The sequence below is a fragment of the Mesorhizobium sp. USDA 4132 genome (genome assembly GCF_056279545.1).
In genome coordinates this window covers 2,204,688-2,228,799 of record NZ_JBWCCP010000001.1, presented here as the reverse complement: position 1 = coordinate 2,228,799, position 24,112 = coordinate 2,204,688, and the positions used below count along the sequence as shown (strand labels likewise).

The window sequence follows — 24,112 nt, the reverse complement described above, 5'->3', positions numbered from 1 at the left end:
CTGGCGGGATTGCTTCAACATCCCCTATGCTCGGCGGAATTGCTCTTTTCATTTCAGCGGTGCGATATGGCTATTTTCGACAGGTTTTCCCTCATTGGGCGCGTAGCGCTTGTGACCGGCGGCGGCCGAGGGCTTGGACTGCAGATGGCGAAGGCTCTGGCGGAGGCCGGCGCACATGTCGTGCTCAGCGGCCGCTCCAGCGACATGCTCCAACAGGCCGTTGCCTCCATCACGGGTGAGGGCGGCAAGGCGAGCGCTGCCGCCTTCGACGTCGCAGATCTCGATGCCGGACGCGAGGCGATCGCAAAACTCCACGCAGATCATGGCCGGCTGGATATCCTGATCAACAATGTCGGCGCCCGCGATCGGCGCCCGTTTGCAGCGTTCAGCGATGCCGAAATCCTGAACCTGATCCAGACCGACCTGCTCTCGGCAATCGCACTGTCCCGCAAGGCCGCTGATATCATGAAGGCTCAGGGCCGTGGCCGTCTCATCTCGGTCACGTCGATCATCGGCAACATGGCCCGTTCGGGTGACGCCATCTATCCCGTCGCCAAACAGGGCCTGACCGGTCTGGTCAGAAGCCTGGCGGCCGAATACGGCCCGTTCGGCGTCACCAGCAATGCGATTGCGCCTGGCATGTTCGCCACCGAGACCAATGCAGAGATTTCCGCAAACCCCGACATGAACGCATTCATGCGCCAGCGCGTACCGCTGCAACGCTGGGGCCGGCCCGACGAGATCGCCGGCGCCGCATTGTTTCTGGCAAGCGACGCCGGGTCCTTCGTCAACGGCCATGTGCTGACCGTCGACGGCGGCATGTCCATTCAGATGTGATCGCGAGTCACGCCGCCTGGGGAAGGGGGCCGACATAGACCGAGCGAGGCCGGATCAGCCGGCCTTCCAGCGCCTGTTCGCGGGCATGGGCGATCCAGCCGACCGTGCGGCCGACCGCAAAGACGCCGGTGAAGGCAGCCCGCGGGAATTTCAGCGCATCGAGCAGCAGGGCCGTGTAGAACTCGACATTGACGTCGAGTGGCCGGTCCGGCTTGCGCTCCCTGAGGATGGCAAGCGCCGCCTGCTCGACGGCTTCGGCGAGCCTGATGCGGTCGCGGTCCACCTGTCCCGTCATGACCAACGGCCGCAATGCGCCTTTCAGCGCGTCGGCGCGGGGATCGCGGACGCGATAAATGCGGTGGCCGAACCCCATCAGCCGCTCGCCGCGATCGAGCGCCTGGCCGAGCCAGGTCTTGGCGTTTTCCTCGCTGCCGATCGCATCCAGCATGTCGAGCACCGGTCCCGGCGCCCCTCCATGCAACGGACCCTTGAGCGCGCTGATGGCAGCCAGCACGGATGACGTGAGGCCGGCCCCGGTCGAGGCGACGACGCGGGAGGCGAAGGTCGAGGCATTCAGTCCGTGATCCGAAATCGTCACCAGATAGGCGTCCAGCGCTGCGACCTGTTCACGCGTCGGCGGGCTGGCGTCCAGCATGGCGAGGATATCGGCGGACTGGGAAAGCGATGAGTTGGGCGCCACCGGCGTCTCCCCCTTTTGGAGCCTCAGCACGGCCGGCAGGAAGACGGTGGGGGCTGCGAGCAGTCGAAGCGTCGTTTCGAAATCCTCGCCGTCCGGCAGCCGTGCGATCAGCGCGCGCATGGCATCGACGGGCGGCAGGTTCAGAAGCGCGGCATCTGTCGCACGCACATGCGCAAAAACGTCGGCGCGGGCGTGGCCGAGGCGGGCCTTGAGATCGGCCGCGGTGACGGGACGTTCCAGAAAGCCATCGAGGAGCAGCGCTGCGGCGTCTTCATAGGTGGCGCGCTCGACAAGCAGGTCGAGAGATACGCCGCGAATGACGAGGCGGCCCGCTTCTCCGTCCACGTCCGAAAGCTGGGTCTCGGCGGCGATGACATCTTCAAGTCCGTTGTTTTTCATGAGTGTTTCTCCTTTACGGGCTTGATGATCCGACCTAGTCTTATTGACGTCAATCTTGATGCAATCGATCAATATGAACATGCTCTGGATCACCGCCGAAGAAGCACTTTCCCGACTTGGTACCAAACCGCAGACGCTTTATGCCAATGTCAGCCGCGGCCGCATCCGCGCCAAGCCGGATCCTGCCGACCCGCGCCGAAGCCTCTATCAGGCCGACGACGTCAAGCGCCTTTCGGAACGGCATGCTGGGCGGCGACAATCGGCGGCGGTGGCGGCGGATGCGATCCGCTGGGGCGATCCGGTCCTGCCGACGACAATCTCGACGATTTCCAACGAGCGGCTTTTCTATCGCGGCCGCGATGCCGCCGAACTATGCGAACGTGCCACGCTGGAAGAGGTCGCAGCACTTCTCTGGGATACGGAAAGAGTGCGCGTCGCCGCAGGCAGGGCAGGGCAGAGCGACCCCACCCGCATGGCTGCGGCCTTTGCCGGGCTTGCGGCCCGCGTGATGAGCGACCTGCCGGCGCTGCGGCGGAAACCCTCCATCCTGCGCGCGGAAGCAGCCGACGTGCTGTCGACCGTCGCCATGGCCCTTGCGCCGTGGCCGGAACCGCTGCCCCTGCATGAGCGGCTGGCGCTCGGCTGGCAGCGTCCCGATGCGGCCGAACCGATCCGCAGGGCACTGGTGCTGGCGGCCGAACACGAACTCAACGTTTCCGCCTTCGCGGCGCGCGTGACGGCGTCGTCGGGCGCCGCACTCTCCGCTGCGACGCTTTCCGGCCTTGCGACGCTCACAGGTCCGCGGCATGGCGGCGCCTGGACCAGCGTCACCGCGCTTGCGGAAAAGGCGGGCTCGGTCGGCGTGCGGGAGGCGATCCGCGGCATGCTGTCCTCGGAAGGTGTCGTCAGGCCCTTCGGCCACAGGCTCTATCCGCATGGCGATCCACGAGCGCGGGCGCTGATGGCGAGTTTCGAAGCGCCGCCGCTCTACGCCTCGCTTGCCGACGCGGGGGAGGATCTGCTCGGCGAACCGATCAACATCGATTTCGCACTAGCATCGCTTGCCGCGACTTTCGCGCTTCCCGAAGACGCGCCGCTCGTCATCTTTGCGCTTTCCCGCACCGCCGGCTGGCTGGCGCATGCCATGGAGCAGGTCGAGAGCGGGCACCTGATCCGCCCGCGGGCACGTTACACCGGCCTTGGCGGCGAATTCGGTGCATAGCGTCCTTTAAAGCCCGGCGGCCTTCTTGGCTGACATGACACCACCATAATAACTCCTTTATCCTGCAAGGGAATCACAGGTGAGCAGGGACGATGTTGGGCAGCAATTTCAGCTTGAGTTTGAGCCTGTTCGTGGCACAGGGGCGCGAACGCGACACGGCCGAGTTCTACAAGAACGTCTTCGGCGCCACGGAAACCAATTCCTATGAAATGCTGCGCCTGATGATGATCGAGCTGCAGCTCGGACCGATCGGCATCGTCGTCTGCGGATCGGATTCGGAAAGAGAAGCCGCGCCTTCCTATCAGGGGCCTTACCATCCGAAAAACGACGGCGCCGTCAGCACGATCTTCCAGCTGACGGTGCCGGACGTCGAAAGCGTCGTCGAGGCGGCGTTCCAATTCGGCGGCATGATGCGCGACAGGATCCAGACGGACATGAATGGTCGCCAGGTGGCGTCGATCTTCGATCCGGCCGGTCACGTCTGGGTGCTGACCGAGCGGGAGCGAGAGCAGGACGAGGAATAGTCTCGTCGTGGCCGTTCGGGGCGCGGATAGAGACCGGGCCGGCTGACGGAACTCTTCAGCTCAAGGGCGGATCAGCAGGATCGGGCAGGGGGCGCCGGCCGGCAGCTCCGGCGCGTGCGCCGGGCGGATGATGAGGCCGTCGGAATGGGCAAAGATCTTCATCATCGACGAATCCTGCTTCGCGAAGGCCTCCGCGACGAGATTGCCGTCGCGGTCTCTCGTCAGCTTGGCGCGGAGATAATCCTGGCGCTGGTCGTTGGCAGAAAGTTTGCTTGCCGCGACGCCCTGCACCTCCCTGCGCTTCTCCGGCAGGTGCGCGAGCTTGCGGATCAGCGGCTCGAGGAAGAGCAGGCTGGTGACCAGGCTAGCCACCGGATTGCCCGGCAGGCCGAGAACCTGCATTTCGCCCAGCGCGCCGACCATCAGCGGCTTGCCCGGCCGCATGGCGATGCGCCAGAAATCCAGTTCCATGCCGGCCGCTTTCAGCGTCGATTGCACCAGGTCATGATCGCCGACCGAGGCCCCACCAAGGGTCACCAGCACGTCGGCCTTGGCCGCACGAGCCTTGTCGATGGCCGCGGTGATGTCCTCAGGCCGGTCCCGGACGATGCCGAGATCGAGGACTTCGCCGCCATTGTCGCGCACCAGGGCGGAAACGCCGAAGGTGTTGGAGGCGATGATCTGCGCGCTCCCGGGCGTGGCGCCGGGCGGGACAAGCTCATCTCCGGTCGCAAGGACTGCGACGCGGGGACGGCGATAAACGGAAAGCTCCGGGTGGTTCATGGCCGCGGCGACCGTCAGATGCGAGAAATCGATGAGCATGCCGGCCGGGAGCACGGTTTCGCCCTCGGCAAAATCCTGGCCGCGGGGGCGCACATGCCGGCCCCTGATGACTTCGAACCTGGTGCGAATGCGGTCACCTTCGAGCTTTTCGGCATCTTCCTGGATGAGGATGGAATCGGCACCTTCCGGTAGGGGCGCACCGGTGAAGATGCGCACAGTCTCGCCCTTGCCAACCGTGCCTTCGAAGGCGTGGCCGGCGGCGGCGGTACCGATCACGGTCAGTTCGGCCCCGATCGCCGGTGCGTCGGAAGCCTTGAGCGCATAGCCATCCATGGCAGATGCGTCGAAGGGAGGCTGGGTGAGGCGGGCAACGAGATCCGCCGCAAGAACCCGGCCGTTCGCTTCGCCAAGCGCGACCGTCTCCACCGTGCCGATCGGATTGGCCTTGCCGAGCAGGCGGTTCTTCGCTTCGGAAACGGGCAGTAACGCCATTTCTCAGTCCTCTGCGCGATAGGTTCCGGATTTGCCGCCGGTCTTTTCGAGAAGGCGGATGCCACCGATCTCCATCGCCTTATCGACGGCCTTGGCCATGTCGTAGATCGTCAGGCAGGCGACCGAGGCGGCCGTCAGCGCTTCCATCTCGACGCCAGTCTTGCCGGTGAGTTTCGCGGTTGCGGTCACCCGGAGGCCCGGAAGCTGCTCGTCCTCGGTGATGTCCACGACCACCTTGGTCAGCATCAGCGGATGGCAGAGCGGGATAAGATCCGAGGTCTTCTTGGCGGCCATGATGCCGGCGAGCCGCGCCGTGCCGATGACGTCGCCCTTCCTGGCATTGCCTTCGCGGATCGTTGCCAGCGTTTCCGGCAGCATGCGGATATAACCTTCGGCGGTCGCCGAGCGGCTGGTTTCGGCCTTGTCGCCGACATCGACCATATGCGCCTCGCCGGACGCGCCGATATGGGTGAGGCCCGTCATTATTCCGCCGCCTGGGCCGCAGCCTCGCCGGTTAAAAGAAGGCGGGTAGCAGCGGCCACGTCGTCCTTGCGCATCAGGCTTTCGCCGACGAGGAAGGTGTTGATGCCGACCTTTTTCAGGCGCTGGCAGTCCTCATGGGTGAAGATGCCGCTTTCGCCGACGAGCAGCCTGTCGGCCGGCACCATCGGCGCCAGCCGCTCGCTCGTTTCGAGGTTGAGTTCGAAAGTGCGCAGATTGCGGTTGTTGATGCCGATCAGCGGAGAGGGGAGTTTCAGCGCCCGTTCCGTTTCCTCTTCGTCATGCACCTCGATCAGCGCATCCATACCGAGTTCAGCGGCAACATCGTAAAGCTCGCGCGCCTCGCCGTCGGAAAGCGAGGCCATGATCAGCAGGATGCAATCGGCACCCCAGGCCCGCGCCTCGTGGATCTGGTAGGTCTCGAACATGAAATCCTTGCGCAGCGCCGGCAGCGAGCAGGCGTTGCGGGCAGCGCTCAGGAATTCTGGCGCGCCCTGGAAGCTCGGCGCATCGGTGAGGACGGAGAGGCAAGTGGCGCCACCGGCTTCGTAAGCGGCGGCAAGCGACGGCGGATCGAAATCCGGGCGGATAAGGCCCTTGGACGGGCTTGCTTTCTTGATCTCGGCGATCAGGCCGAAGGCACCGGTATCTTGCCTCGCCTTCAACGCGCGATGAAAACCGCGCGGGGAAGGCTGGTCCGCAGCGCGGGCCTTCAGCTCCGCAAGCGGTACGCTCGCCTTGGCAGCAGCGATTTCCTCGCGTTTATAGGCTTCGATCTTCTTGAGGATGTCCGTCATGACCTCAATCCTTTTCGTTCGAGACGGCAACCAGACGGTCGAGCGCTGCCGCCGCCTCGCCGCTCTCCAGCGAACGGGTGGCAAGCCTCATGCCGTCGGTGATCGTTTCCGCCTTGCCGGCAACGATCAGAGAGGCGGCCGCATTGCAGAGCGAAATATCGCGATACGCATTCTTCGCACCACCGAGCACGGCGCGCAATGCCGCCGCGTTGTGGACACCATCGCCGCCCTTAAGCTCGTCCAGCGTTACAGGCTGAACGCCGAAATCCATCGGCGTCAGCTCGAAGGAGCGGATCTTACCGTCTTCCAGCGCCGTCACCTGGGTAATGCCCGTGGTGGTGATCTCGTCCATGCCGTCGCCGTGGACGATCCAGACGGTCTCCGAACCGAGATCGCGCAGCACTTCGGCGATCGGACCGAGCCATTTTGGCGCAAAGACGCCGAGGAGCTGGCGCTTGGCGCCGGCAGGGTTGGAAAGCGGGCCGAGCAGGTTGAAGATCGTGCGGGTGCCAAGCTCGACACGGCTGGGGCCGACATGGCGCATGGCCGCGTGATGCATCGAGGCGAACATGAAGCCGATGCTGGCTTCCCGGATGCAGCGGGAGATCTGGTCGGGACCGATCTCCAGGTTGACGCCCAGAACGCCAAGCGTATCGGCCGTGCCGGATTTGGAACTCAGCGCCCGGTTGCCATGCTTGGCGACCGGGACGCCGCAGCCGGCGACGATCAGGGAGGCAAGCGTGGAGATGTTGTAGGTGCCGAGGCCGTCGCCGCCCGTGCCGACGATATCGATGGCGTCGGCGGGGCCGGAGACGGGCAGCATCTTCGATCGCATGGTTTCGACCGCGCCGGTGATCTCGGCAACCGTCTCGCCACGAACGCGTAGAGCCATCAGGAAGCCGCCGATCTGCGACGGCGTCGCTTCGCCGGACATCAGGATGTCGAAAGCGCCTCGCGCCTCTTCGTGACTGAGGCTCTCGCCATTGGCAACCTTGGCAAGCAGGGGTTTCAGCTCAGGCATGGTCGGCCGTCCCTCTGTTTCACTGGAGCACGGCCTGGTCGACCACCGTCTGGTTGACGGACACGCCGTAGCTGGTCTTCAGACTGTTGACCATCTGATCGAGCATGTCGTCACCGGCAGCGTTCGCCATCTGCTGCAGCTGCTGGTCGCCGGAAAGCGCGTCCGTCGTCGCCTGGTCGACGGCGGCGACCTTCATCAGAAGGCGGCTTTCGCCGTCGGAGCCGAGCGCGGTCGCGGTGGTGTTGACCGGGCCGGCGAAGGCCGCCGAAATCGCCTCGTTGCCGAAGATCGCATCCTCGGCGCCGCGGCGCAGGCCCTGCTTGTTTTCGACCGCAACGCCAAGTTCGGTGGCAATGGCTGCCAGCGTCTCGCCCTTGTCGAGGCGGCCCTTGAGTTCGGTCGCGCGGGCGGCAAGCGCCTGGCGCTGCTGTTCGGCAGTCCAGTCGGCAACGGCCTTGTCGCGCACATCGGCGAGGGGGCGGTCCCGCTCGGGCACGATATTGCGCACCTCGAACCAGACGTAACCGTCATTGCCGAGGTTTACCGGAATGGTGTCAGCGCCCGGTTCGGTGCGGAAAACCTCACCAAGAAGCGTGTTCGAGGCGGGAAGCTCGGTGATCCGCTGCTCCTTCTCGTTGCGGCCGGAGGCATCCGACGTCACGGTGACAGCCTTGAGGTTGAGCGCCTTGGCGGTATCCTCGAGCGAGGTGCCGCCGCTACGCATATCCTCGAAACGGTCGTGGACGCTCAAGACTTCCTGGGACGCGGAAGAGACGGCAAGCCGCTTGCGGATCTCCTCCTTGACTTCGTCGAACGACCGCGTCGTCTCAGGCCGGATATTGGTGACGCGCAGGATGACCGGGCCGAACGTGCCGTCGATGACAGGCGTCGTTCCGCCGCTGGCAGTGATCTTGAAGGCCGGATCGGCAAATGCCGGATCGGGCACGTTCTCCCTGGTGAAATCACCGAGCAGAACGTCCGCCGCGGTCTTGCCCTGATCCTTGATGATCTGGTCGAAAGTGGCGGTGCCGTCCTTCAGCTGCGCCGCGGCGGCCTGTGCCATTTCCTTGTTGGGGAAGGGGAGCTGCTCGATGGTGCGGGTTTCGTGCGTCTTGTAGCTGTCCTTGCGCTTTTCGTATTCGGCGCGCGCTGCTTCGTCGGTCACCGAAGATGCATCGGCAATATCGCCCGGCTGCAGCTTCACATAGGCAAACGTGCGGTATTCAGGTGCGCGGTAACGGGTCTTCACGCGTTCGAACCAGGCAGAGAGGACATCGTTCGCCGGCGCCTTCACAGGGTCGATATTGGCATTGGAGAGCAGGACATAATCGATCGAGCGGGTCTCGTCGCGATAGCTCTTCAAAGCATCGACCAGCACTTTCGGCGGCTGGAAGCCGTCCGAAACCGCCTCGACGATCTGGCTGCGCACCGCAACCTTGCTGCGCTCCTTGATGTAATCGTCTTCGCGGATGCCGGCATTGCGCAGGCGCGAGGTGAAGAGATTGCGGTCGAACTGGCCGTTGACGCCCTTGAAGGCCGGGTCTTCGGCGATCAGTTTGGCGAGGCGGTCTTCCGACAGGCCGAGGTTCATGTCGTCGGAAAGCTGATCGAGTGCGGCACCAGCCGCGAGCTGTGTGAACACCTCGTTCTGGACGCCGAAGGCGCGAGCCTGCTCGGCGGTCAGCTGCGTGCCGAACTGGCGGCTGAGATTGGCGATCTGGCGCTGATAGGCGAGGCGGAATTCCTGGCTCGAAATCTGCTGGTCACCGACGGTCATCACCGTGTTGCCGCTCGCCGTCACCAGGGAGTGCGAAACGCCCCAGATAGCGAAAGACGCGACCAGAAGCAGGAGAAGCGACTTGGCAACCCAGGAGCGGGCGGCGTTTCTGAGGGAATCAAGCATCGATCAACATACCTTGCGAACAGTCCTGCCGCCCGGAAAAGGCGGATTGAAGGACTGTCTCTAAATCAAACCGAGATGGAAATGAAGGCATGCTGACGGAAAAGCGAAAAGCTCCCATTCAGGCGCGTCTGGCGGTCTTCACACTCGCCGCAATCGGACCTGCATTCAGCCGGTCGGCCAAGGCCCGTGCGTCCCGCGGTGCGCGCACTTTCACGTCGTTGTCGAAGTAGACATAGACATCCAGCCCATGCGCCCGAGGCGGAGAAGGTGGCCCCACGCGCTCCGCGTCCTTCGGGTCGCGACCCTTGGCCCATTGGCGAATGAGCTGCGCCCACCGGTCGAGGGCCTTATCGTCATATCCGCTGACGTAAAGTTGTTCGGAGCCATGCAGGCGGCAATAGACGAAATCGGCAGTGAGATCCATCAGGAGAGGCCATTCGACCGTATCTGCGACGACCAAGCCGACCTTGTAGCGACGCAGCAGGTCGACGAACTCCGGCGAGCGGAAGCTGTCGTGACGGATTTCCAACGCGTGGCGAATCGGCCGGTTCGCATCCGTTTCGACATAGGAGTGCCCATCGGAGCGCTCATCGAGACGCGCGTCGTGCCGCCGGGCGAGCGCGACGGCATCCTCCGTGCTCTTCGGCAACAGCTTCAGAAAGGGCTCGAAACGTTCCGCATCGAATTTCATTCGCGGGGGAAACTGCCAGAGAATGGGTCCGAGCTTCTTGCCGAGGCGCAGGACGCCGGACGCCAGGAAATTGGCGAGCGGCGTCTCGATGTCGGTGAGGCGGCGCATATGGGTTATGTAGCGCGAACCTTTGATTGCGAAGACGAAGTCGTCGGGCGTTGCATCATGCCAGGCGGCAAAGCTCCGAGGCCGTTGAAGTCCGTAGAAGGTACCGTTGATCTCGATCGAGCGGAAATGCTCGGCGGCGTAGGTCAGTTCCTGCTTCTGCGGCAGGCCTTCAGGGTAAAAAACGCCGCGCCAAGGCTTATAGGTCCAGCCCGAAATGCCGATCCGGATATCGCCCGACTGCTTCTTCATCGCACCACCTGACGTCGTCATGGTGATCCGAACCCATTTGCGGTGCGCGGGTTCCCGGCATATGTGCTATTTCGTGAAGATGAAGAAGGATCCGAGCGCGATGAAACCGAAGCCGACGATCTGCTTCCAGTGAATCGGCTCGCCAAGATAAAGTACGGAGAAAATCACGAAGACAGAGAGCGTGATGATCTCCTGGATGGTCTTCAGCTGCGCTGCATTGAAGTAACCGTAGCCGATACGGTTGGCTGGCACCTGGGCGCAATATTCGAAGAAAGCGATGCCCCAGCTCACCATGATGACAAGATAAAGCGGCTTGCTCTCGAATTTCAGGTGTCCATACCAGGCGAAGGTCATGAAGACGTTCGACAGAATCAGAAGACCGATCGTGAGGAAGGGCGTGGCGCTTGCGAACATGATGGGAGAATCCGTTGGAAGTGGCCGATGCCATACGGCAACCGGGTTCGTCTGCCAAACACAAGACTTCGTGAAGTAAGCTGCAGCCCGGGCATGCGAGCCCGCTCAGGCGGAAGGCGGACTGTTGGGCTCGACTTTGCTGCGACACCACCGCTAGAGGCATTCGTTGCCACTGCATGAGGATGATGGGATGGCAGTGCTTTTCGCGACGTCCTGGCGCTAGAGGCCTTCATGGCCCTGTATTCGAACGGCGCAGGCAGGATTTAGTGAAAGGTTTCGGGACGGACTTCGTCTTCGAGAATGCGGAAGGCTTCGTAGAGCGCCTCGACCAGGATATCGGTCAGCTTGTCGGCGTCGTTGTCCTGAAGGAACAGCGCAAGAGACTGTTCAGACGGCTGGTGGGTATTGGCTTCGTTCGACATATCATTGTCCTCAATCTGAACCGGAATCATTCCGGGTGAGGTCGACGGTAGGGACGCTGGCTTGCACCAAGCTTGACGACTTGTGCCAACGACCAAGACAAGCCGCCGGGCATCTTCAGCGGGAGGGAACGGGAATACGCTGATAACGTTCCCCGACCATATGCGATGTCAAAGCTGATTAGAGATGCGGCGGCGCTGGCCAGTTAGAAATGCGACACTGGCTCCGACAATCAGCCCCCGACCGGACCGGCTGGGCCGGGTTGCAAGGGAAGGGAGGGGGCGGGTGATAAACACCCCATTCGGCTTTAGCTTCCTCAGTAGCAATTGTTTCCTTGGCGGTTGATACTCGCTTGCGCCTGTATGTAGCAAGATAGGGATCTAAGCGGCACGATGCTTCCGGAAATCAAGTTGCAGGGTGACGTCGATGTCGCCGCGCTGTCACCACTTCTTCGCGGCATGCTTCTTTCCGTTGCCTATGCTAACGGTGAGGGTGGCATTGGGCTGACGGCGACCGGCGCCATGAACCGCAAGTTCGTGCATTGGGCCGCTGTGAACTTCCTCTGGCCCGACTTCACAGCAAAAGATCTCTACAGCATGAACAAGGTGCTCAATGAAAGCGACATGCCGCCGCTTTGGGTGGTGCGCGACATGACCCGTCATCTAAAGCTGCTGCGCCGGAGAAAGGATGTGCTGCTGCCAACCAGACGCGGCCGGGAGTTCCTGATGAACCCGCAAGCCTTCTTCGATCTGGTCGCCACGGATTACCTCTATTCCTATGTCCACGCCACCGAGCGGGAAGAGGAGGTCCAAGCGCGGTTACGCTGGTGGCGCATGTTCCTCAACCTTCTCAACATCAAAGCCAGAGAAGGTTGCACGCCATTAGATGTTGTGAAGATCCTCTATCCAGATCTGGCGCCTCTTTCAGAAACCGAAATGACCCTAGAAGCCTGGGAGTTAAAGTCCGATCTCCAGTATGGCGTCTTACGGCGCTTGTGCTGGCTCGGCTTGCTCTATGAAGCAAGAGAGGGGCTCACACTCTTCCAGGACGGATCCTTCCACAAGACGCCGCTTTGGTCCGCCTGCCTGCAATTGGAATCGGATACGCAGAGCGACATCGGCGTGCACTGACGATTTTTATTCCGCCGCTGGCTGCCTCAATAACGCTTTCTGACGCTTCGCAATCACCGCTGGATCGTTCATAAAATCCGTGCTCCGTCCCGGCTTGCGGCCACGCTTCTGATAGCCGTTTGCCGTGCTGCCGTCGCGAATGCCGAACATATGATCCGTTTGGCCCGTTCGGCGAAGACCGCTCTTGCTGCGCTGCTGTTCTCGGCCGGCCTGCAGCTCAGCGACGATCGACAGCACGTCGTCCAAACGCTTGTTCTCAACGACTTCGGATCGATGCACCGATCGCAACGTGTCGAAGGTTCTGTAGGGCAGGGCAAAGCTCTCGTGCATGATCTCGAGGCGGCCGTCCGGATAGTCGCAGACCACGACCTTCTTACCTGCCAGGGACCTGGAAAGGTCCGTCGGATCAAGAATGAACAGCACCTTGTCGTAGCGCAGCGTCAGGGCCTGCGACAGCGTGCGGACCTCCTTGCGGCACATGGCACCATCGAGGTTCTCATGATCGGCCAAAGGTCGGTGCACGTCTTTCGGATTGCGTGGCGGCTTGCCGAACCGCGAATTGAAATCCGCAATGAACTCAGGCGCATAGGCGTTGGCCGCCTCAATCGTATCGATGCCGCGAAGCCGCATCTCCTTCACCAACCGGTCCTGCAATGTCTGATTGGCACGTTCCACACGGCCCTTGGCCTGCGGAGTGTTGGCGCAGATGATGTCGATGTTCAACTCATAGAGCGCCCGACCGAACTGCGTCAGGCCACTCGTCCGGTCCTTCTCGGACGCATGGGGCGAACGAAAAACACCATGCTTGTCGCTGTAGAAAGCCAGCGGCTTGCCCCATTGCTGCAGATAGGCCTTGGTCGCGTGCAGATAGTCGAATGTGTTCTCCGATCCGGCAAACCGTAGATGCAAGAGCTTGCCGGTGGCGTCATCGATATAAACGAGTAGGGCGCATTTGGGGCCGCGGTTCTCGAACCACCAGTGATGCGACCCATCGATCTGCACCAGTTCGCCAAAGCAGTCGCGCCGGCCGCGTGGCTGGAAAAACCCGTTTCTTGCGTTCCCGGCGCGAGATCCAGATGCCGGCCTCGGTCATCCATTGCCGCAATGTCTCCTTGGCAACAGAGATCCGGTGCAACTCGATCAGCTTCTCGCGCGCCAATGTCGGGCCGAAATCCAGATAGCGCTCGCGGATCAGATCCAGCGCCGCATTGCGGAAATCCTCGCTGTGACGCCGGTTGCTCGGACGTGATCGCTTCTTCGAAACGAGGCCGGCTGGACCATCCCGGTCATAGGCCTGCAACAGCCGATGGACCTGACTTCGACTGAGGTCGAGCAATTCGGCGGCCTGAACAACGCTCAGGCGTAGGTCAGGGATCTTCTGGATGACTTCGAGGCGATGCAATTCTTTCTGCGACATGGTGATCAAACAGGACATGACAACTCCAACCGCTCATGGTCTCGACCAGGCTGAAGATCATCATCCTTGCTCCCAACGTTGGCTTTGACCAGTGCGTCGAGAGGCGAGACTGTCGCATCTCTAACTGGCCCAACTGTCGCATTACTAAATAGCCGTGGAGAATCTACGCCAAGTGCAACATACGCGATTGGAGGGTAGGGGATCAGCCTGTTTCACGCAAATGGGCGATGAACACTTCGGCCGGTGTTTTGTATCCGAGGCATTTGCGTGGCTGCGCATTCAGGTGATGGCCGAGGTCGACGAGCTGTTGCTGTGTGATGTTGGATAGGTCGGTGTTACCAGGCAGGAAGCGGCGGATCCGCTTGTTGGCGTTCTCGACAGCACCTTTCTGCCAGGGTGAGTTCGGGTCGCAGAACCAGCTCTTGGCGCCGATCCCGTCTTCCAAAGCCCGGAAGCCGGCAAACTCGGTACCGCGGTCGAAGGTAAAGCTGCGACGGGCAAAAGACGGCAGCGGCGAGAACGCATTGATGATCTTGTCCATGATCGGCCGCGAGTGGCGGCTGCGGTTCTTGATCAACACGGTGTAGCGGCTCTTGCGCTCGACGAGCGAAGTGATGTTGGCCTCGCCAAGCTCGCGTTTGAAGATCAGCAGATCGCCTTCCCAATGGCCGAACTCGGACCGATCATCAACAAAATCAGGCCGTTGCGAGATCCGGCACTCAAACGGGATGAGCCCACCACGCGGCTTGCGGGATCCACGCGGCAAGCGTCGGCGACGTCGCTCAGGCAGGTGCTCGTAAAGGCCAAGCGGATAATCCTCCTTGCAGTAGATGAAGCGATAGATCGTTTCCGGGCAGATGCTGACTGGGCTGATCCCGTCAATCAACAGCCGGCCGGCAATCTGTTCCGGTGACCATTTGGCCTTCAATCGATCGATAATCAGGTCTCGCAGCTGTGGATGTCGTCTGAGCTTGCGCAGCCGTCGGCGGCGCTCCTTGCTCATGTCGTCGGCAATGGTGCCGAAGTAACCAGTGTATTCTGGAAACTCGCGGTCGTGAAACGCGTTGCGCCTGAGCTCGCGGTATATGGTCGAACGATGACGGCCGAGTTGGCGGGCGATCTCACCAACCGGCAGCTTGCGTTCCTTTAATTGATACAGATGGCGGCGGTCGGACAGGGTGAGTTGCGAATAGCAGGGCGACATGCAAATTTCTCCAAGGCGAAGCCATTGATGTTATTGGCATGTCGCACTTGAAAATAGAATGTACCCCGCTACATGCGAAGATCGCATAAGATAGATTATGGAACTAACCGAATTGCAAAGAAGCCCGGCAGACCTGGGGTTCTTGGTCACTCCATAACCCCGCAGCGATCAAAGATCGACGGCAACTTCGAATGTCAGGCCGTCATAGGCCGGTTCGACATGTGGCGGCGTTTCCGCCATCACCGTGTCGTAGTCGAGCGGAAGATGCATGTGCGTCAGGATGGCGTGCTTCGGCGCAAATTTCGCGATCCATTCGAGCGCCTGTTCCAGCGACAGATGGCTCGGGTGATATCGGTACTGCAGCGTATCGATGATGAGCGTATCAAGCCCGCCGAGCCTCGGAACGCTTGCAGGCGGAAAGTCGCTCACGTCGCTGCAATAGGCCACGTCACCGATCCGGAAACCCAGCGAATGGATGTCGCCATGCACCTGCAGATGCGGCAGGAAACGGATCTGTCCGCCGGGTCCGTCGATGACGATCGGCTCCTCAAGGGTGTCGATCAGGAACGGCCGCACGATCGGCGGATAGTTGCCGCCCGCCGGGGTTTCGAGGCAATAGCCAAAACCCTGGCGAATCCGTTCCATGGTGAATGCATCGGCATAGATCGGGATGCGATGATGCTGCAGGATGAAATAACCGCGCAGGTCGTCGATGCCGTGCAGATGATCCGCATGGGCGTGGGTATAGAGAACCGCATCGACCCGCTGCACCTTGGCGGCGATCATCTGTTCGCGAAAATCGGGGCCGGTATCGACCACCACCACCGTGCTGCCGCCATCAGGCCCGATCTGCTCGACCATGAAGGCGGCACGCGTGCGGCGGTTCTTCGGGTTGTTAGGATCGCAGGCGCCCCAGTCGCCATTCAGCCGCGGTACGCCCGGCGACGACGAGCAGCCAAGAATGGTGAAGCGTCGCCGATACCTCGCCACAGGTCAGAGCCTCGGCATCTTGGAGAAGATACGGAACGCGTTCTGCGTGGTAACCTCAGCGATTTCCTCGTAGCTGACGCCCATGCATTCGGCCAGCACTTCGGCCGTGTTGACCACGTAGGACGGCTCGTTGCGCTTGCCGCGCCAGCGTTTTGGCGCCAGGTACGGCGCATCGGTCTCGACCAGCAAACGGTCGAGCGGCACGGTTCTGGCGATCGCGCGCAGGTCTTCCGATTTCGGAAATGTCAGGATGCCGGAGAAGGATACGTAGCCGCCGAGTTCAACGCCGATGCGGGCGAGGTCGGCGCCCGACGAGAAGCAATGCAGGATGAAAGGGAAGGCCCCCTTCCCGCTTTCCGCCGTCAGGATCTCGGCCATGTCCTCGTCGGCGCTGCGGCTGTGGATGACCAACGGCAGGCCGGTTTCCCGGGCGGCCGCGATATGGCGGATCAGCCCGGTCTTCTGGTCTGCCGGCGTCTGCGTGTCGTAGAAATAGTCGAGCCCAGCCTCGCCGATCGCGACGATCTTCTGATGCGCATTGGCGAGCCGCACCAGGTCTTCGGTCTGGATGTCCAGTTCCTCGCCGGCGTTGTTCGGATGCGTGCCGACCGAGCAGAAGACCGACGGATACCGCTCGGTCAGTGCCAGCAGTCCGTCGAGTTTTCGAACCCGCGTCGAGATCGTCACCATCTGGCCGACGCCGGCCTCGTGGGCGCGCGACACGATTGCATCGCGCTCCTCGGCGAAATCGGCAAAATCCAGGTGGCAATGCGTATCGATCAGCATGGATAAGACCCTATGCGCTCGCTTCCGGCGCGACATAACGCGGGAAGACAGGCGTCGGCGCTTCGAGCGGCGTGCCGGGCTTCAGGCGACCGGCTTCGCCGAGCGCCGCAAAATCCCGTTTATCGATCGGAGACGCCACAAGATCGAGCAGCTTGGCCGACGAGTCCGGCATGAAAGGCTGCAGCAGAACGGCGATCTGGCGCACGACTTCCGCCGTCACGTAGAGCACCGTGCCCATGCGGGCCGGATCGGTCTTTTTCAGCACCCACGGCGCCTGCGCCGCGAAATAACGGTCGGTGTCGGAAACGATACCGATGATCGCCGCAAGAGCGCGGTTGATCAGCTGCTTGTCCATTTCCTCGCGGCAGACGGCAATCAGGCCGTCGGCAGCGGCAAGCAGTTGCTTGTCGGCGTCGGTGAGTTCGCCCGGTTCCGGAACATGGCCGTCGCAGTTCTTGACGATCATCGACAGCGAGCGGCTTGCAAGATTGCCGATGCCGTTGGCCAGATCCGCATTGACCCGGGTGGCGATCAGCTGATCGTTGCAATTGCCGTCCTGACCGAAGGAAATCTCGCGGCAGAGATAATAACGCACGTAGTCGAGCCCGAACTTCTCCAGAAGCTCGAACGGATCGACGACATTGCCGGTCGATTTCGACATCTTCTCGCCGGCATTGAGCACGAAACCGTGGGCAAAGACGCGCTTCGGCAGCGGCAGCCTGGCCGACATCAGGAAGGCCGGCCAATAGACCGCGTGGAAGCGGATGATGTCCTTGCCGATGATATGCGCGTCCGCCGGCCAGTATTTGGCGCGCGGGCCGTTCGGGTCTTCCATGTAGCCGGTTGCGGTGATGTAATTGGTCAGCGCATCGACCCAGACATACATGACGTGCGCCGGATCGTTGGGTACCTTGATACCCCAATCGAACGTGGTGCGCGATACCGACAGGTCCCGCAGGCCGGATTTCACGAAGGAGATCACCTCGTTGCGGCGCTCGTTGGGGCCGATGAAATCCGGGTTCTCCTCGTAGTGCTTCAGCAGCTTGTCGCCGTATTCGGAGAGCTTGAAGAAATAGCTCGACTCCTCCACCCATTCCACCGGCGTTCCCTGCGGTCCATAGCGGACGCCATCGCGGACCGACGTTTCGTCCTCGGCATAAAACGCTTCGTCGCGCACCGAATACCAGCCCGCATAGGTGTCCTTGTAGATGTCGCCATTATCGGCCATTCGGTTCCAGATGTTCCTGGAGGCCTCGTGGTGGCGCGGCTCTGTGGTTCGGATGAAATCGTCGTTGGACGCGTTGAGCAGCTTGCCCATCGCCCGGAATTCGCTCGAATTGCGCTCGGCAAGCGCTTCTGGCGAAATGCCTTCGGCGCGCGCCGTCTGCTGCATCTTCTGGCCGTGTTCGTCCGTGCCGGTCAGGAAAAAAACATCCTTGCCGTCCAGGCGCTGGAAGCGCGCCATGGCATCCGTCGCGATCAACTCATAGGCATGGCCGATATGCGGCTTGCCGTTCGGGTAGGAAATCGCAGTGGTGATGTAATAGGGCGTCTTGTCGGACATCGGGGGCACTCGGGCACTTGGATTTGGATCATGCCGCTCTTAGCGCATGTTTCGCTGATGCGAAACACAAAGTTCCTTATGCGGTTCCCGCCCCTGCCCTTAAAGTTCAGCGTCGCGCCGCTTCGAGGATCGACAGGATCGTCTGCTTGCGGTCCAGATTATAGGCCTGCGCGATGGTGATCTTCTCAGTCATGTCGCTGACCAGTTTTGCCTGCCGGTCGGCCGTTGGTAGATCGCCGGCAAGGGCTGCGTTGCGCGCTTTGTCGATCAGGTGATCGCCCAGGTGCTCCAGGAAAAAGCCGAAGATCACTTCGCTGTCCTTGCCGGACAGCACATCCGCGAGCCGGTGCATCGCCTTGCGGGCTGTCGGACCGTCGGCTGCGACGACCTCCTCGAAGGCGGAGATGATCTCGGTGCCGCCGTAGTTCAGGAGTTTCAGCGCCTGGGAAACGCTGCCCTTGGACATGCGGAGCACCATCTCTTCCATCTTGCCGCCGTCGAGCGGCGTACCCAGGCCCGCGAGCGCCTTTGCAAGATCTCTGTCACCGAGCGGCGACAGCCTCAGCGACTGGCATCGCGAACGGATCGTCGGCAGCAATTTTCCAGGCGCATGCGAGAGGACCAGAAAAAGCGCCCGGCGCGGCGGTTCCTCGAGGATCTTCAGAATGGCATTCGCCGCATTGCGGTTCAGATCGTCGGCCGGATCTATGATGACGATGCGCCAATTGCCGGTGCCTGACGTCTGCGAGAAGAAATGCCCGGCCCGACGCACCTCGTCGACCGTGATCGCCGTTTTCGTCTTGCCGGTCTTTTCGTCCACCGGGCGGGCGAGATGCAGGAAGTTATGTGAGGCGCCGGAGGCGATTTGCCGGCTGACCGACGAATTGAGATCGGGATCGGTGAGATGCTCGGGCGCAGTCGCGGGATCGGGATGCGAAAGCACGTGGTTGGCAAAACGGAAAGCGAGCGTCGCCTTGCCGATACCTTCCGGTCCTTCGATCAGGATCGCATGGTGACCCTTCCCCGAACGATAGCTGCGGGCCAGAAAATCCTCGGCGGTCTGGTGGCCATAAAGATGCGGATTGCGCGCCGGCGGCACGGCGCCTTCCAGAATACCGGCGGTTTCCTCGCTCATCCGACCGATTCCGCACTGCTCTTCTGGGTAAAGCTCAGTTCGCGCACCAGCGGCTCGACGATCGCGAAAATCTCGTCAGCGATCTCGTCTTCGGAGCGCTCGGCATCGACCACATGGCAGCGTTCCGGTTCCGCCTCGGCGATCTCCAGATAGGCCTCGCGACGCTTTTCGTGGGTCTCGATCTCCTCGCGCTCAAAACGATCAGGCGCGCTGTCGGCACCGCGTTTGCGGGCACGTTTCAGGCCGACTTCGGCCGGCAGGTCGAGGATCAGCGTGCAATCCGGCACCACACCGTTGATCGCCACCCGCTGCAGCGCCTCGATATAGTCAGGTTCCAGATTGCCGGTAACGCCCTGGTAGACGCGCGAGGAATCGATGAACCGGTCACAGAGCACGACCGCGCCGCTTTCAAGCGCCGGGCGGATCACCTCCTCGACATGGTCGTTACGGGCCGCGGCAAACAGGATTGCCTCCATCCGCACGCCGAACTCTTCCGCCGCACCCGAAAGGAGAACATGGCGCACGGCTTCCGCGCCCGGCGAGCCGCCAGGCTCCCGCGTCATCAGCACATCATGGCCACGGCGGCGCAACTGATCCGCCAGCCGGCGAATCTGGGTGGATTTGCCAGCCCCCTCGCCGCCTTCGAAAGTTACGAACAATCCGGAATGTTCTGCCACGCGTCTTTCCGCACTCATTTTTTGTCAGCTTATAACGCATAAGGGTGCGCTGCGAAACATCGTGTTGTCAAAGCCAGAAGAACATCAGTTCAAGCAACGCATCCGTCGCCTGGCTGACGAGGCTGCCCGTTCCGACCGGTTTGGCGGTTACCAGCGGCACTTCCCGCACCACCCGGTCGCCTGCCGAAATCCTCAGCACGCCGGCATCCTGGCCTTCGGTTACCGGAGCCCGCAATGGCCACCGATAGACGATTCGCCCGGACAGGCGGTCGGGATTATTGGCGGGCAGGTAGATATCGACCGGTTCCTTGGCGACGAGATCCACGTGACCCGTCGTACCGCCATAGACGCTCGCCTGGCCGATCACTTCGCCCTGCTTGAACAGGACCTTGGTCTCGAACGAGGAAAGCCCCCATTCGAGCACCCTTTTCGCTTCCTCCAGCCGCTCCTTGTCGCTTGCAAGCCCACCCATGGCGAGGAACAGCCGCGTGCCGTTGCGCGCCACCGATGCCACCAGGGCATAACCCGAACCTTCGGCAAAACCGGCGCCCAGGCCGTCAACGCCGATATTGAGCGAAAAAAGCGGGTTCTTGTTACGCTGGAAGATCTTGTTCCAAGTGAAATCCGGCTGCGCGTAGATCGGATAGAATTCCGGATATTCGCGAAAGATGTGGCGGGAGAGTTCGACGAGGTCGCGCGCGGTCGTGCGGCTCTCCGTGTCCGGCAGGCCGGTGGAATTGCCGAAGACCGACCGGCCGAGACCCAGATCCTTGGCGCGCGCCGTCATCCGGGCTGCAAATTCGCGTTCGGAATGGGAAATGCCCTCCGCCAGCACGATGCAGGCATCGTTGCCATTCTGGACGACGACGCCTTTGACGAGGTCTTCGACGCGTATCTGGGATTTCAGCGCCGCGAACATGGTCGTGGTGCCCGAGGGCGCCCCGCCGGTGCGCCAGGCAAATTCAGAAACCGGATAGGTCGTGTCGCGGCTGATCTCGCCGCGCTTCAGCGCACTGAAGACCACTTCCATGGTCATCAGCTTGGCAAGCGACGCCGGGGGAAAACCCTGGTTTTCGTTGGAGGCGAGCAGCACCGTGCCGGTCTTTGCCTCGACCATATAGATCTGCTTCGCCTTGGTCACGAAGGCGGGCGGTGGTTCCTGCGCGTCGACGGTTTGCGAAAGCAAGCCGGCTTGCAGCAATACTAGGCAAAGAAGAATCAGCAGGCGCCGCATGATCACCCCACGAACCGTTCCGCCCCATGCGTAGCAGCGGCGATTGCACCCGGCAATCGCCCTTGCGTCAGCGCACGGGCTTTTGAGCGGCCTTGGGACCTTCCAGCACCATGTTACCGAACATAACCTGCGGAGTTTTAGCCTGAGGCGCCGATGCGTAGGCGGATTCCACGCTCCGCCCCTGCGGTGGCCTTGCCTGAGTTTCGAGCGGATAGGAAGACGCAACCTGGCGGGTCTGCGCGGCAACGACGCCGCCAGCAACCGGCCGCTCGATCGGGTGGGGACCGACCTGCGGCAATGTCGAGAAATTCTCGAAGGCCTCGAAGGCCTCTGGCGCGGCGGATACCGGCGCCGGGCCACTCGGGGTCCGGCCGGCCAGCGCCATCGGCCGCGGCATGGCCGAGCCGTAGCTCTGGAGCTGGTCGCCCAGCGTCTGGTTCGACGCGACCATGACGCCGGTTGCGATCTGGCCTTCCGGCCGGATCGACGGCAGGCGGTCGCCCTTGCGGATGTAGGACGCCATCAGGAACGGCATGTCCTTCCCGTCCATGCGGGCGCGGCCCACATATTGCACGTTCACATGCGCCGTGCCGATCCGCTTCATGTCGAGCAACTCGGCCGTCTTGTCGGAGACGTCGATGATGCGGCCCGGATGATACGGACCGCGGTCGTTGACCCGGACGATGACCGAGGTGCCGTTGTCGATATTGGTCACGCGGGCATAACTTGGCAGCGGAAAGGTCGGATGCGCGGCAGACAGGTGGTCGCTGTCATAGACTTCGCCATTGGCAGTCAGGCGACCGTGAAACGCCGAGCCGTACCAGGAGGCAAGACCGCTCCTGTTGTAATTCGGATCTTCCTTCGGAACGTAAGTCTGGCCCTTCACCTCATAGGGCTGGCCGACCATGAACCGGCCGCCACCCTTCGGCACGGGCCGGCCGTCGCCGACCACGCGCGGGCTCGCCTTAACGCCATATTCCTTTTCGGAGAAATACTCTTTGCTGCGGGGTTTCGATTTCGGTGCCTCGGTCGTGGCGCAGGACGCCATCCCTGCACAGACCATCGTCATCCCGAGCCATTTCGCACCCAGCGAAAGCTTGCCGCCACTCAAACCCAAACTCATCCGTCCCATGCCGCCTTCACTGCGATACGCCGCAAACGGTCCTCGTAACCGCGCCACTTTTCACAGCCATTGAACCGATCCGAGACATACCCCTATGCCGCGGACTTAATGGAAATGAACTTTTGCTGGCAACGTGGCGAAAATGCGAGTGAAATTGGACACATAGATAAAATTCTATTCAATATGGTTAATGATACGTAAATAACGGCTGCTTTAAAAGCCAAGTACACACCCGAATAACTTCGAGGTTACATAGTCAGAGTTCCGGTTCATCATGCCACTGCGTCTGGAACGACAGGCGCCCGGTAAACACCGGCTGCCCATGTTCGTTACGGACTTCGATCGAGATCGCGCCCTTCCCCCGCTCGGGGAACTCCTCGCGGGCGATGTCCGACAAGATCCGGCTGACCTCCCGGCTGATCTCCTCGCGGGTCGATATTTCCTGGCCCTCATTGTCACGCACAGGTCCGTCACCGTTGATCAAATCGAAGAAGTATCGCGCCATGCCATGCTCACTGCCCTGAGTATTTATCGTCCCGAATTTCCCTTGCGGGCATTTGTTCCCGGCCAGGGGTCAGTCTTTCCGATGGATCTATATAGCCTCCTCATCCGTTCTTTACCTCGATATTGATGCCCCGCCGAGGATAACCGTGATCGACTCTCTACTTCTCAACCTCGAACAGCACGACGTTCTTACCGATGAAGAGCGCAACATTCTCAGGCGCATCGTCGGCCGCGAAAGGCGTTTTCTGGCGGGAGAGGATTTCGTCGCGGAGGGATCGAGGCCCGGCTACAGCAGCCTGCTCGTCGACGGATTCGCTGCCCGATACAAACTGACGGCGGAAGGCACGCGGCAGATCACGGCAATCCACGTCGCCGGGGATTTCGTCGACCTGCACGCCTTCCTGCTGAAAACCATGGACCACGGCGTCGTCGCGCTTTCCCCATGCCATGTCAGCCTTTGCGACCATTCAGACCTGAAGCAGGTGACAGAACAGCATCCGCACCTGACCCGGATGTTGTGGCTCGATACGCTGATCCACGGCTCCATCCACCGTGCCTGGATCGTCGCCATGGGGCGACGCTCCAAAGTCTCGCATCTCGCGCATATCCTTTGCGAACTCTACGTCCGGCTGGACGTGGTCCGCCGCACCAACGGCTGGAGCTTTCACCTTCCGCTCTCGCAGGGGGAGATGGCCGATGTGCTGGGGTTGTCGCTCGTCCACATGAACCGCGTCATCCAGACGCTCAGGCGAGAACGCCTGATCTCCTGGTCCAACCAGACGATCACCATTCTCGACTGGCAACGATTGCAGGAGGTGGCCGAATTCGATCCCACCTACCTGAGCCTGTCGGTGGAGCCGCGGTGAGAGGCGTGAGGGAGAATCACGGTGCGGTATCATGATACGCCAACAATGGCGGAAGACCGGTCACCCGCTGAACCTGATGTATGGCAAGCCTCTACCCAACCGGCCTTCTGCGATCACCCCACCACCTCAGACACATAGACGGGATCAAACTTCGCGCAATGCTAGTTGAGCCTCGACACGCTGCGGAAGTTCGTCATAATCTCGTCAGTTATTCCGGGGGATTTTATGAAGTACTTTTTACTTGCTGTTTCAGCGTTTGCCTTGACTGCCTGCCAGACCCAAACGCCAGAGGAATGGAAGATGCAAAGATCATTCAGAAATTCAGCTGAACGTAGCTGTCACGACAAGCAGGGGACGGACCTCTATTCGAAATGCGTTGAAAACGAGGTACAAGTAAGAAACCAGTTCGCGGAAAGTATCC

General features: G+C 61.6%; 23 protein-coding genes and 1 pseudogene. 5 read left to right on the top strand and 19 right to left on the bottom strand.

Features of this window, described 5'->3' with window-relative positions:
* Positions 1-66 precede the first annotated feature (66 nt).
* Complete coding sequence (locus tag ACZ9IU_RS11495) at positions 67-837, top strand: SDR family oxidoreductase (protein ID WP_038543047.1); 771 nt, start codon at positions 67-69, stop codon at positions 835-837.
* A 7-nt stretch (positions 838-844) separates the two neighbouring features.
* Here ACZ9IU_RS11495 and ACZ9IU_RS11490 read toward each other — a convergent pair whose 3' ends face one another.
* Positions 845-1,936, bottom strand: coding sequence for a citrate synthase/methylcitrate synthase (locus tag ACZ9IU_RS11490; protein WP_038543045.1), 1,092 nt, complete (start codon positions 1,934-1,936; stop codon positions 845-847).
* Between the two features lie 79 nt (positions 1,937-2,015).
* Here ACZ9IU_RS11490 and ACZ9IU_RS11485 point away from each other — a divergent pair, with 79 nt between their 5' ends.
* Positions 2,016-3,158 carry a citrate synthase gene (locus ACZ9IU_RS11485; protein WP_038549206.1) on the top strand — a complete coding sequence of 381 codons (1,143 nt, stop codon included), beginning with the start codon at positions 2,016-2,018 and terminating at the stop codon, positions 3,156-3,158.
* A gap of 92 nt (positions 3,159-3,250) precedes the next feature.
* Positions 3,251-3,682, top strand: a complete 432-nt coding sequence (locus ACZ9IU_RS11480) for a VOC family protein (RefSeq protein WP_038543043.1) — start codon at positions 3,251-3,253, stop codon at positions 3,680-3,682.
* Positions 3,683-3,742: 60 nt separating this feature from the next.
* Here the strand turns inward: ACZ9IU_RS11480 and ACZ9IU_RS11475 are convergent, their stop codons facing one another.
* The 8 genes from ACZ9IU_RS11475 to ACZ9IU_RS11440 all read right to left on the bottom strand — a co-directional run bounded on the left by ACZ9IU_RS11475 (position 3,743) and on the right by ACZ9IU_RS11440 (position 11,063).
* On the bottom strand, positions 3,743-4,957 hold the full coding sequence (locus ACZ9IU_RS11475; RefSeq protein ID WP_038543041.1) for a molybdopterin molybdotransferase MoeA: 1,215 nt from the start codon (positions 4,955-4,957) through the stop codon (positions 3,743-3,745).
* A gap of 3 nt (positions 4,958-4,960) precedes the next feature.
* A complete protein-coding gene (gene moaC / locus ACZ9IU_RS11470) occupies positions 4,961-5,440 on the bottom strand; it encodes a cyclic pyranopterin monophosphate synthase MoaC (protein ID WP_038543039.1) in 480 nt (159 codons plus the stop codon).
* Positions 5,440-6,255 (bottom strand): indole-3-glycerol phosphate synthase TrpC, encoded by an 816-nt coding sequence (gene trpC, locus ACZ9IU_RS11465; protein ID WP_038543038.1) that lies wholly within the window; start codon positions 6,253-6,255, stop codon positions 5,440-5,442. Before trpC ends, moaC begins: the two co-directional genes overlap by 1 nt.
* Before the next feature lie 4 nt (positions 6,256-6,259).
* Complete coding sequence (trpD, locus tag ACZ9IU_RS11460) at positions 6,260-7,276, bottom strand: anthranilate phosphoribosyltransferase (protein WP_038543037.1); 1,017 nt, start codon at positions 7,274-7,276, stop codon at positions 6,260-6,262.
* Positions 7,277-7,295: 19 nt separating this feature from the next.
* Entirely contained in the window at positions 7,296-9,179 is a 1,884-nt protein-coding gene (locus ACZ9IU_RS11455) for a peptidylprolyl isomerase (RefSeq protein ID WP_038543036.1), read from the bottom strand.
* Between the two features lie 118 nt (positions 9,180-9,297).
* Positions 9,298-10,227 carry a DUF72 domain-containing protein gene (locus ACZ9IU_RS11450; RefSeq protein WP_038543034.1) on the bottom strand — a complete coding sequence of 310 codons (930 nt, stop codon included), beginning with the start codon at positions 10,225-10,227 and terminating at the stop codon, positions 9,298-9,300.
* Positions 10,228-10,293: 66 nt separating this feature from the next.
* Positions 10,294-10,641, bottom strand: a complete 348-nt coding sequence (locus tag ACZ9IU_RS11445; RefSeq protein WP_038543032.1) for a DMT family protein — start codon at positions 10,639-10,641, stop codon at positions 10,294-10,296.
* Positions 10,642-10,904: 263 nt separating this feature from the next.
* Positions 10,905-11,063 carry a hypothetical protein gene (locus ACZ9IU_RS11440; protein WP_167551672.1) on the bottom strand — a complete coding sequence of 53 codons (159 nt, stop codon included), beginning with the start codon at positions 11,061-11,063 and terminating at the stop codon, positions 10,905-10,907.
* 390 nt (positions 11,064-11,453) lie between these two features.
* On the opposite strand from ACZ9IU_RS11440, the gene ACZ9IU_RS11435 reads away from it, so the two are divergent.
* Positions 11,454-12,191: a hypothetical protein gene (locus tag ACZ9IU_RS11435; protein ID WP_038543031.1), complete on the top strand. Its 738-nt coding sequence runs from the start codon at positions 11,454-11,456 to the stop codon at positions 12,189-12,191.
* 6 nt (positions 12,192-12,197) lie between these two features.
* Here ACZ9IU_RS11435 and ACZ9IU_RS11430 read toward each other — a convergent pair.
* From ACZ9IU_RS11430 to ACZ9IU_RS11385, 10 genes and pseudogenes are all read right to left on the bottom strand, one after another.
* Positions 12,198-13,626 (bottom strand): annotated as a pseudogene (locus tag ACZ9IU_RS11430) (ISNCY family transposase).
* A gap of 184 nt (positions 13,627-13,810) precedes the next feature.
* The gene (locus ACZ9IU_RS11425; protein ID WP_038543027.1) at positions 13,811-14,812 is read right to left on the bottom strand and encodes an IS30 family transposase; all 1,002 of its coding nucleotides are present in this window, start codon (positions 14,810-14,812) and stop codon (positions 13,811-13,813) included.
* Positions 14,813-14,980: 168 nt separating this feature from the next.
* Positions 14,981-15,802, bottom strand: a complete 822-nt coding sequence (locus tag ACZ9IU_RS11420; protein WP_038543026.1) for an MBL fold metallo-hydrolase — start codon at positions 15,800-15,802, stop codon at positions 14,981-14,983.
* Positions 15,803-15,805: 3 nt separating this feature from the next.
* Positions 15,806-16,588: a TatD family hydrolase gene (locus tag ACZ9IU_RS11415; RefSeq protein ID WP_038543024.1), complete on the bottom strand. Its 783-nt coding sequence runs from the start codon at positions 16,586-16,588 to the stop codon at positions 15,806-15,808.
* Positions 16,589-16,598: 10 nt separating this feature from the next.
* Positions 16,599-18,152 carry a methionine--tRNA ligase gene (gene metG / locus ACZ9IU_RS11410; RefSeq protein WP_038543022.1) on the bottom strand — a complete coding sequence of 518 codons (1,554 nt, stop codon included), beginning with the start codon at positions 18,150-18,152 and terminating at the stop codon, positions 16,599-16,601.
* Positions 18,153-18,258: 106 nt separating this feature from the next.
* A complete protein-coding gene (locus ACZ9IU_RS11405) occupies positions 18,259-19,287 on the bottom strand; it encodes a DNA polymerase III subunit delta' (RefSeq protein WP_038543020.1) in 1,029 nt (342 codons plus the stop codon).
* Complete coding sequence (gene tmk, locus ACZ9IU_RS11400) at positions 19,284-19,982, bottom strand: dTMP kinase (RefSeq protein WP_304655747.1); 699 nt, start codon at positions 19,980-19,982, stop codon at positions 19,284-19,286. The genes ACZ9IU_RS11405 and tmk overlap by 4 nt, the downstream gene beginning before the upstream one ends.
* Positions 19,983-20,031: 49 nt before the next feature.
* Complete coding sequence (locus ACZ9IU_RS11395) at positions 20,032-21,198, bottom strand: D-alanyl-D-alanine carboxypeptidase family protein (RefSeq protein ID WP_038543018.1); 1,167 nt, start codon at positions 21,196-21,198, stop codon at positions 20,032-20,034.
* A gap of 67 nt (positions 21,199-21,265) precedes the next feature.
* Positions 21,266-22,321, bottom strand: a complete 1,056-nt coding sequence (locus tag ACZ9IU_RS11390) for a septal ring lytic transglycosylase RlpA family protein (RefSeq protein ID WP_038549201.1) — start codon at positions 22,319-22,321, stop codon at positions 21,266-21,268.
* A gap of 256 nt (positions 22,322-22,577) precedes the next feature.
* Positions 22,578-22,826, bottom strand: a complete 249-nt coding sequence (locus tag ACZ9IU_RS11385) for a DUF6894 family protein (protein WP_038543016.1) — start codon at positions 22,824-22,826, stop codon at positions 22,578-22,580.
* 145 nt (positions 22,827-22,971) lie between these two features.
* On the opposite strand from ACZ9IU_RS11385, the gene ACZ9IU_RS11380 reads away from it, so the two are divergent.
* Positions 22,972-23,691 (top strand): Crp/Fnr family transcriptional regulator, encoded by a 720-nt coding sequence (locus ACZ9IU_RS11380; protein WP_038543014.1) that lies wholly within the window; start codon positions 22,972-22,974, stop codon positions 23,689-23,691.
* The last annotated feature ends 421 nt before the right edge of the window (positions 23,692-24,112 follow it).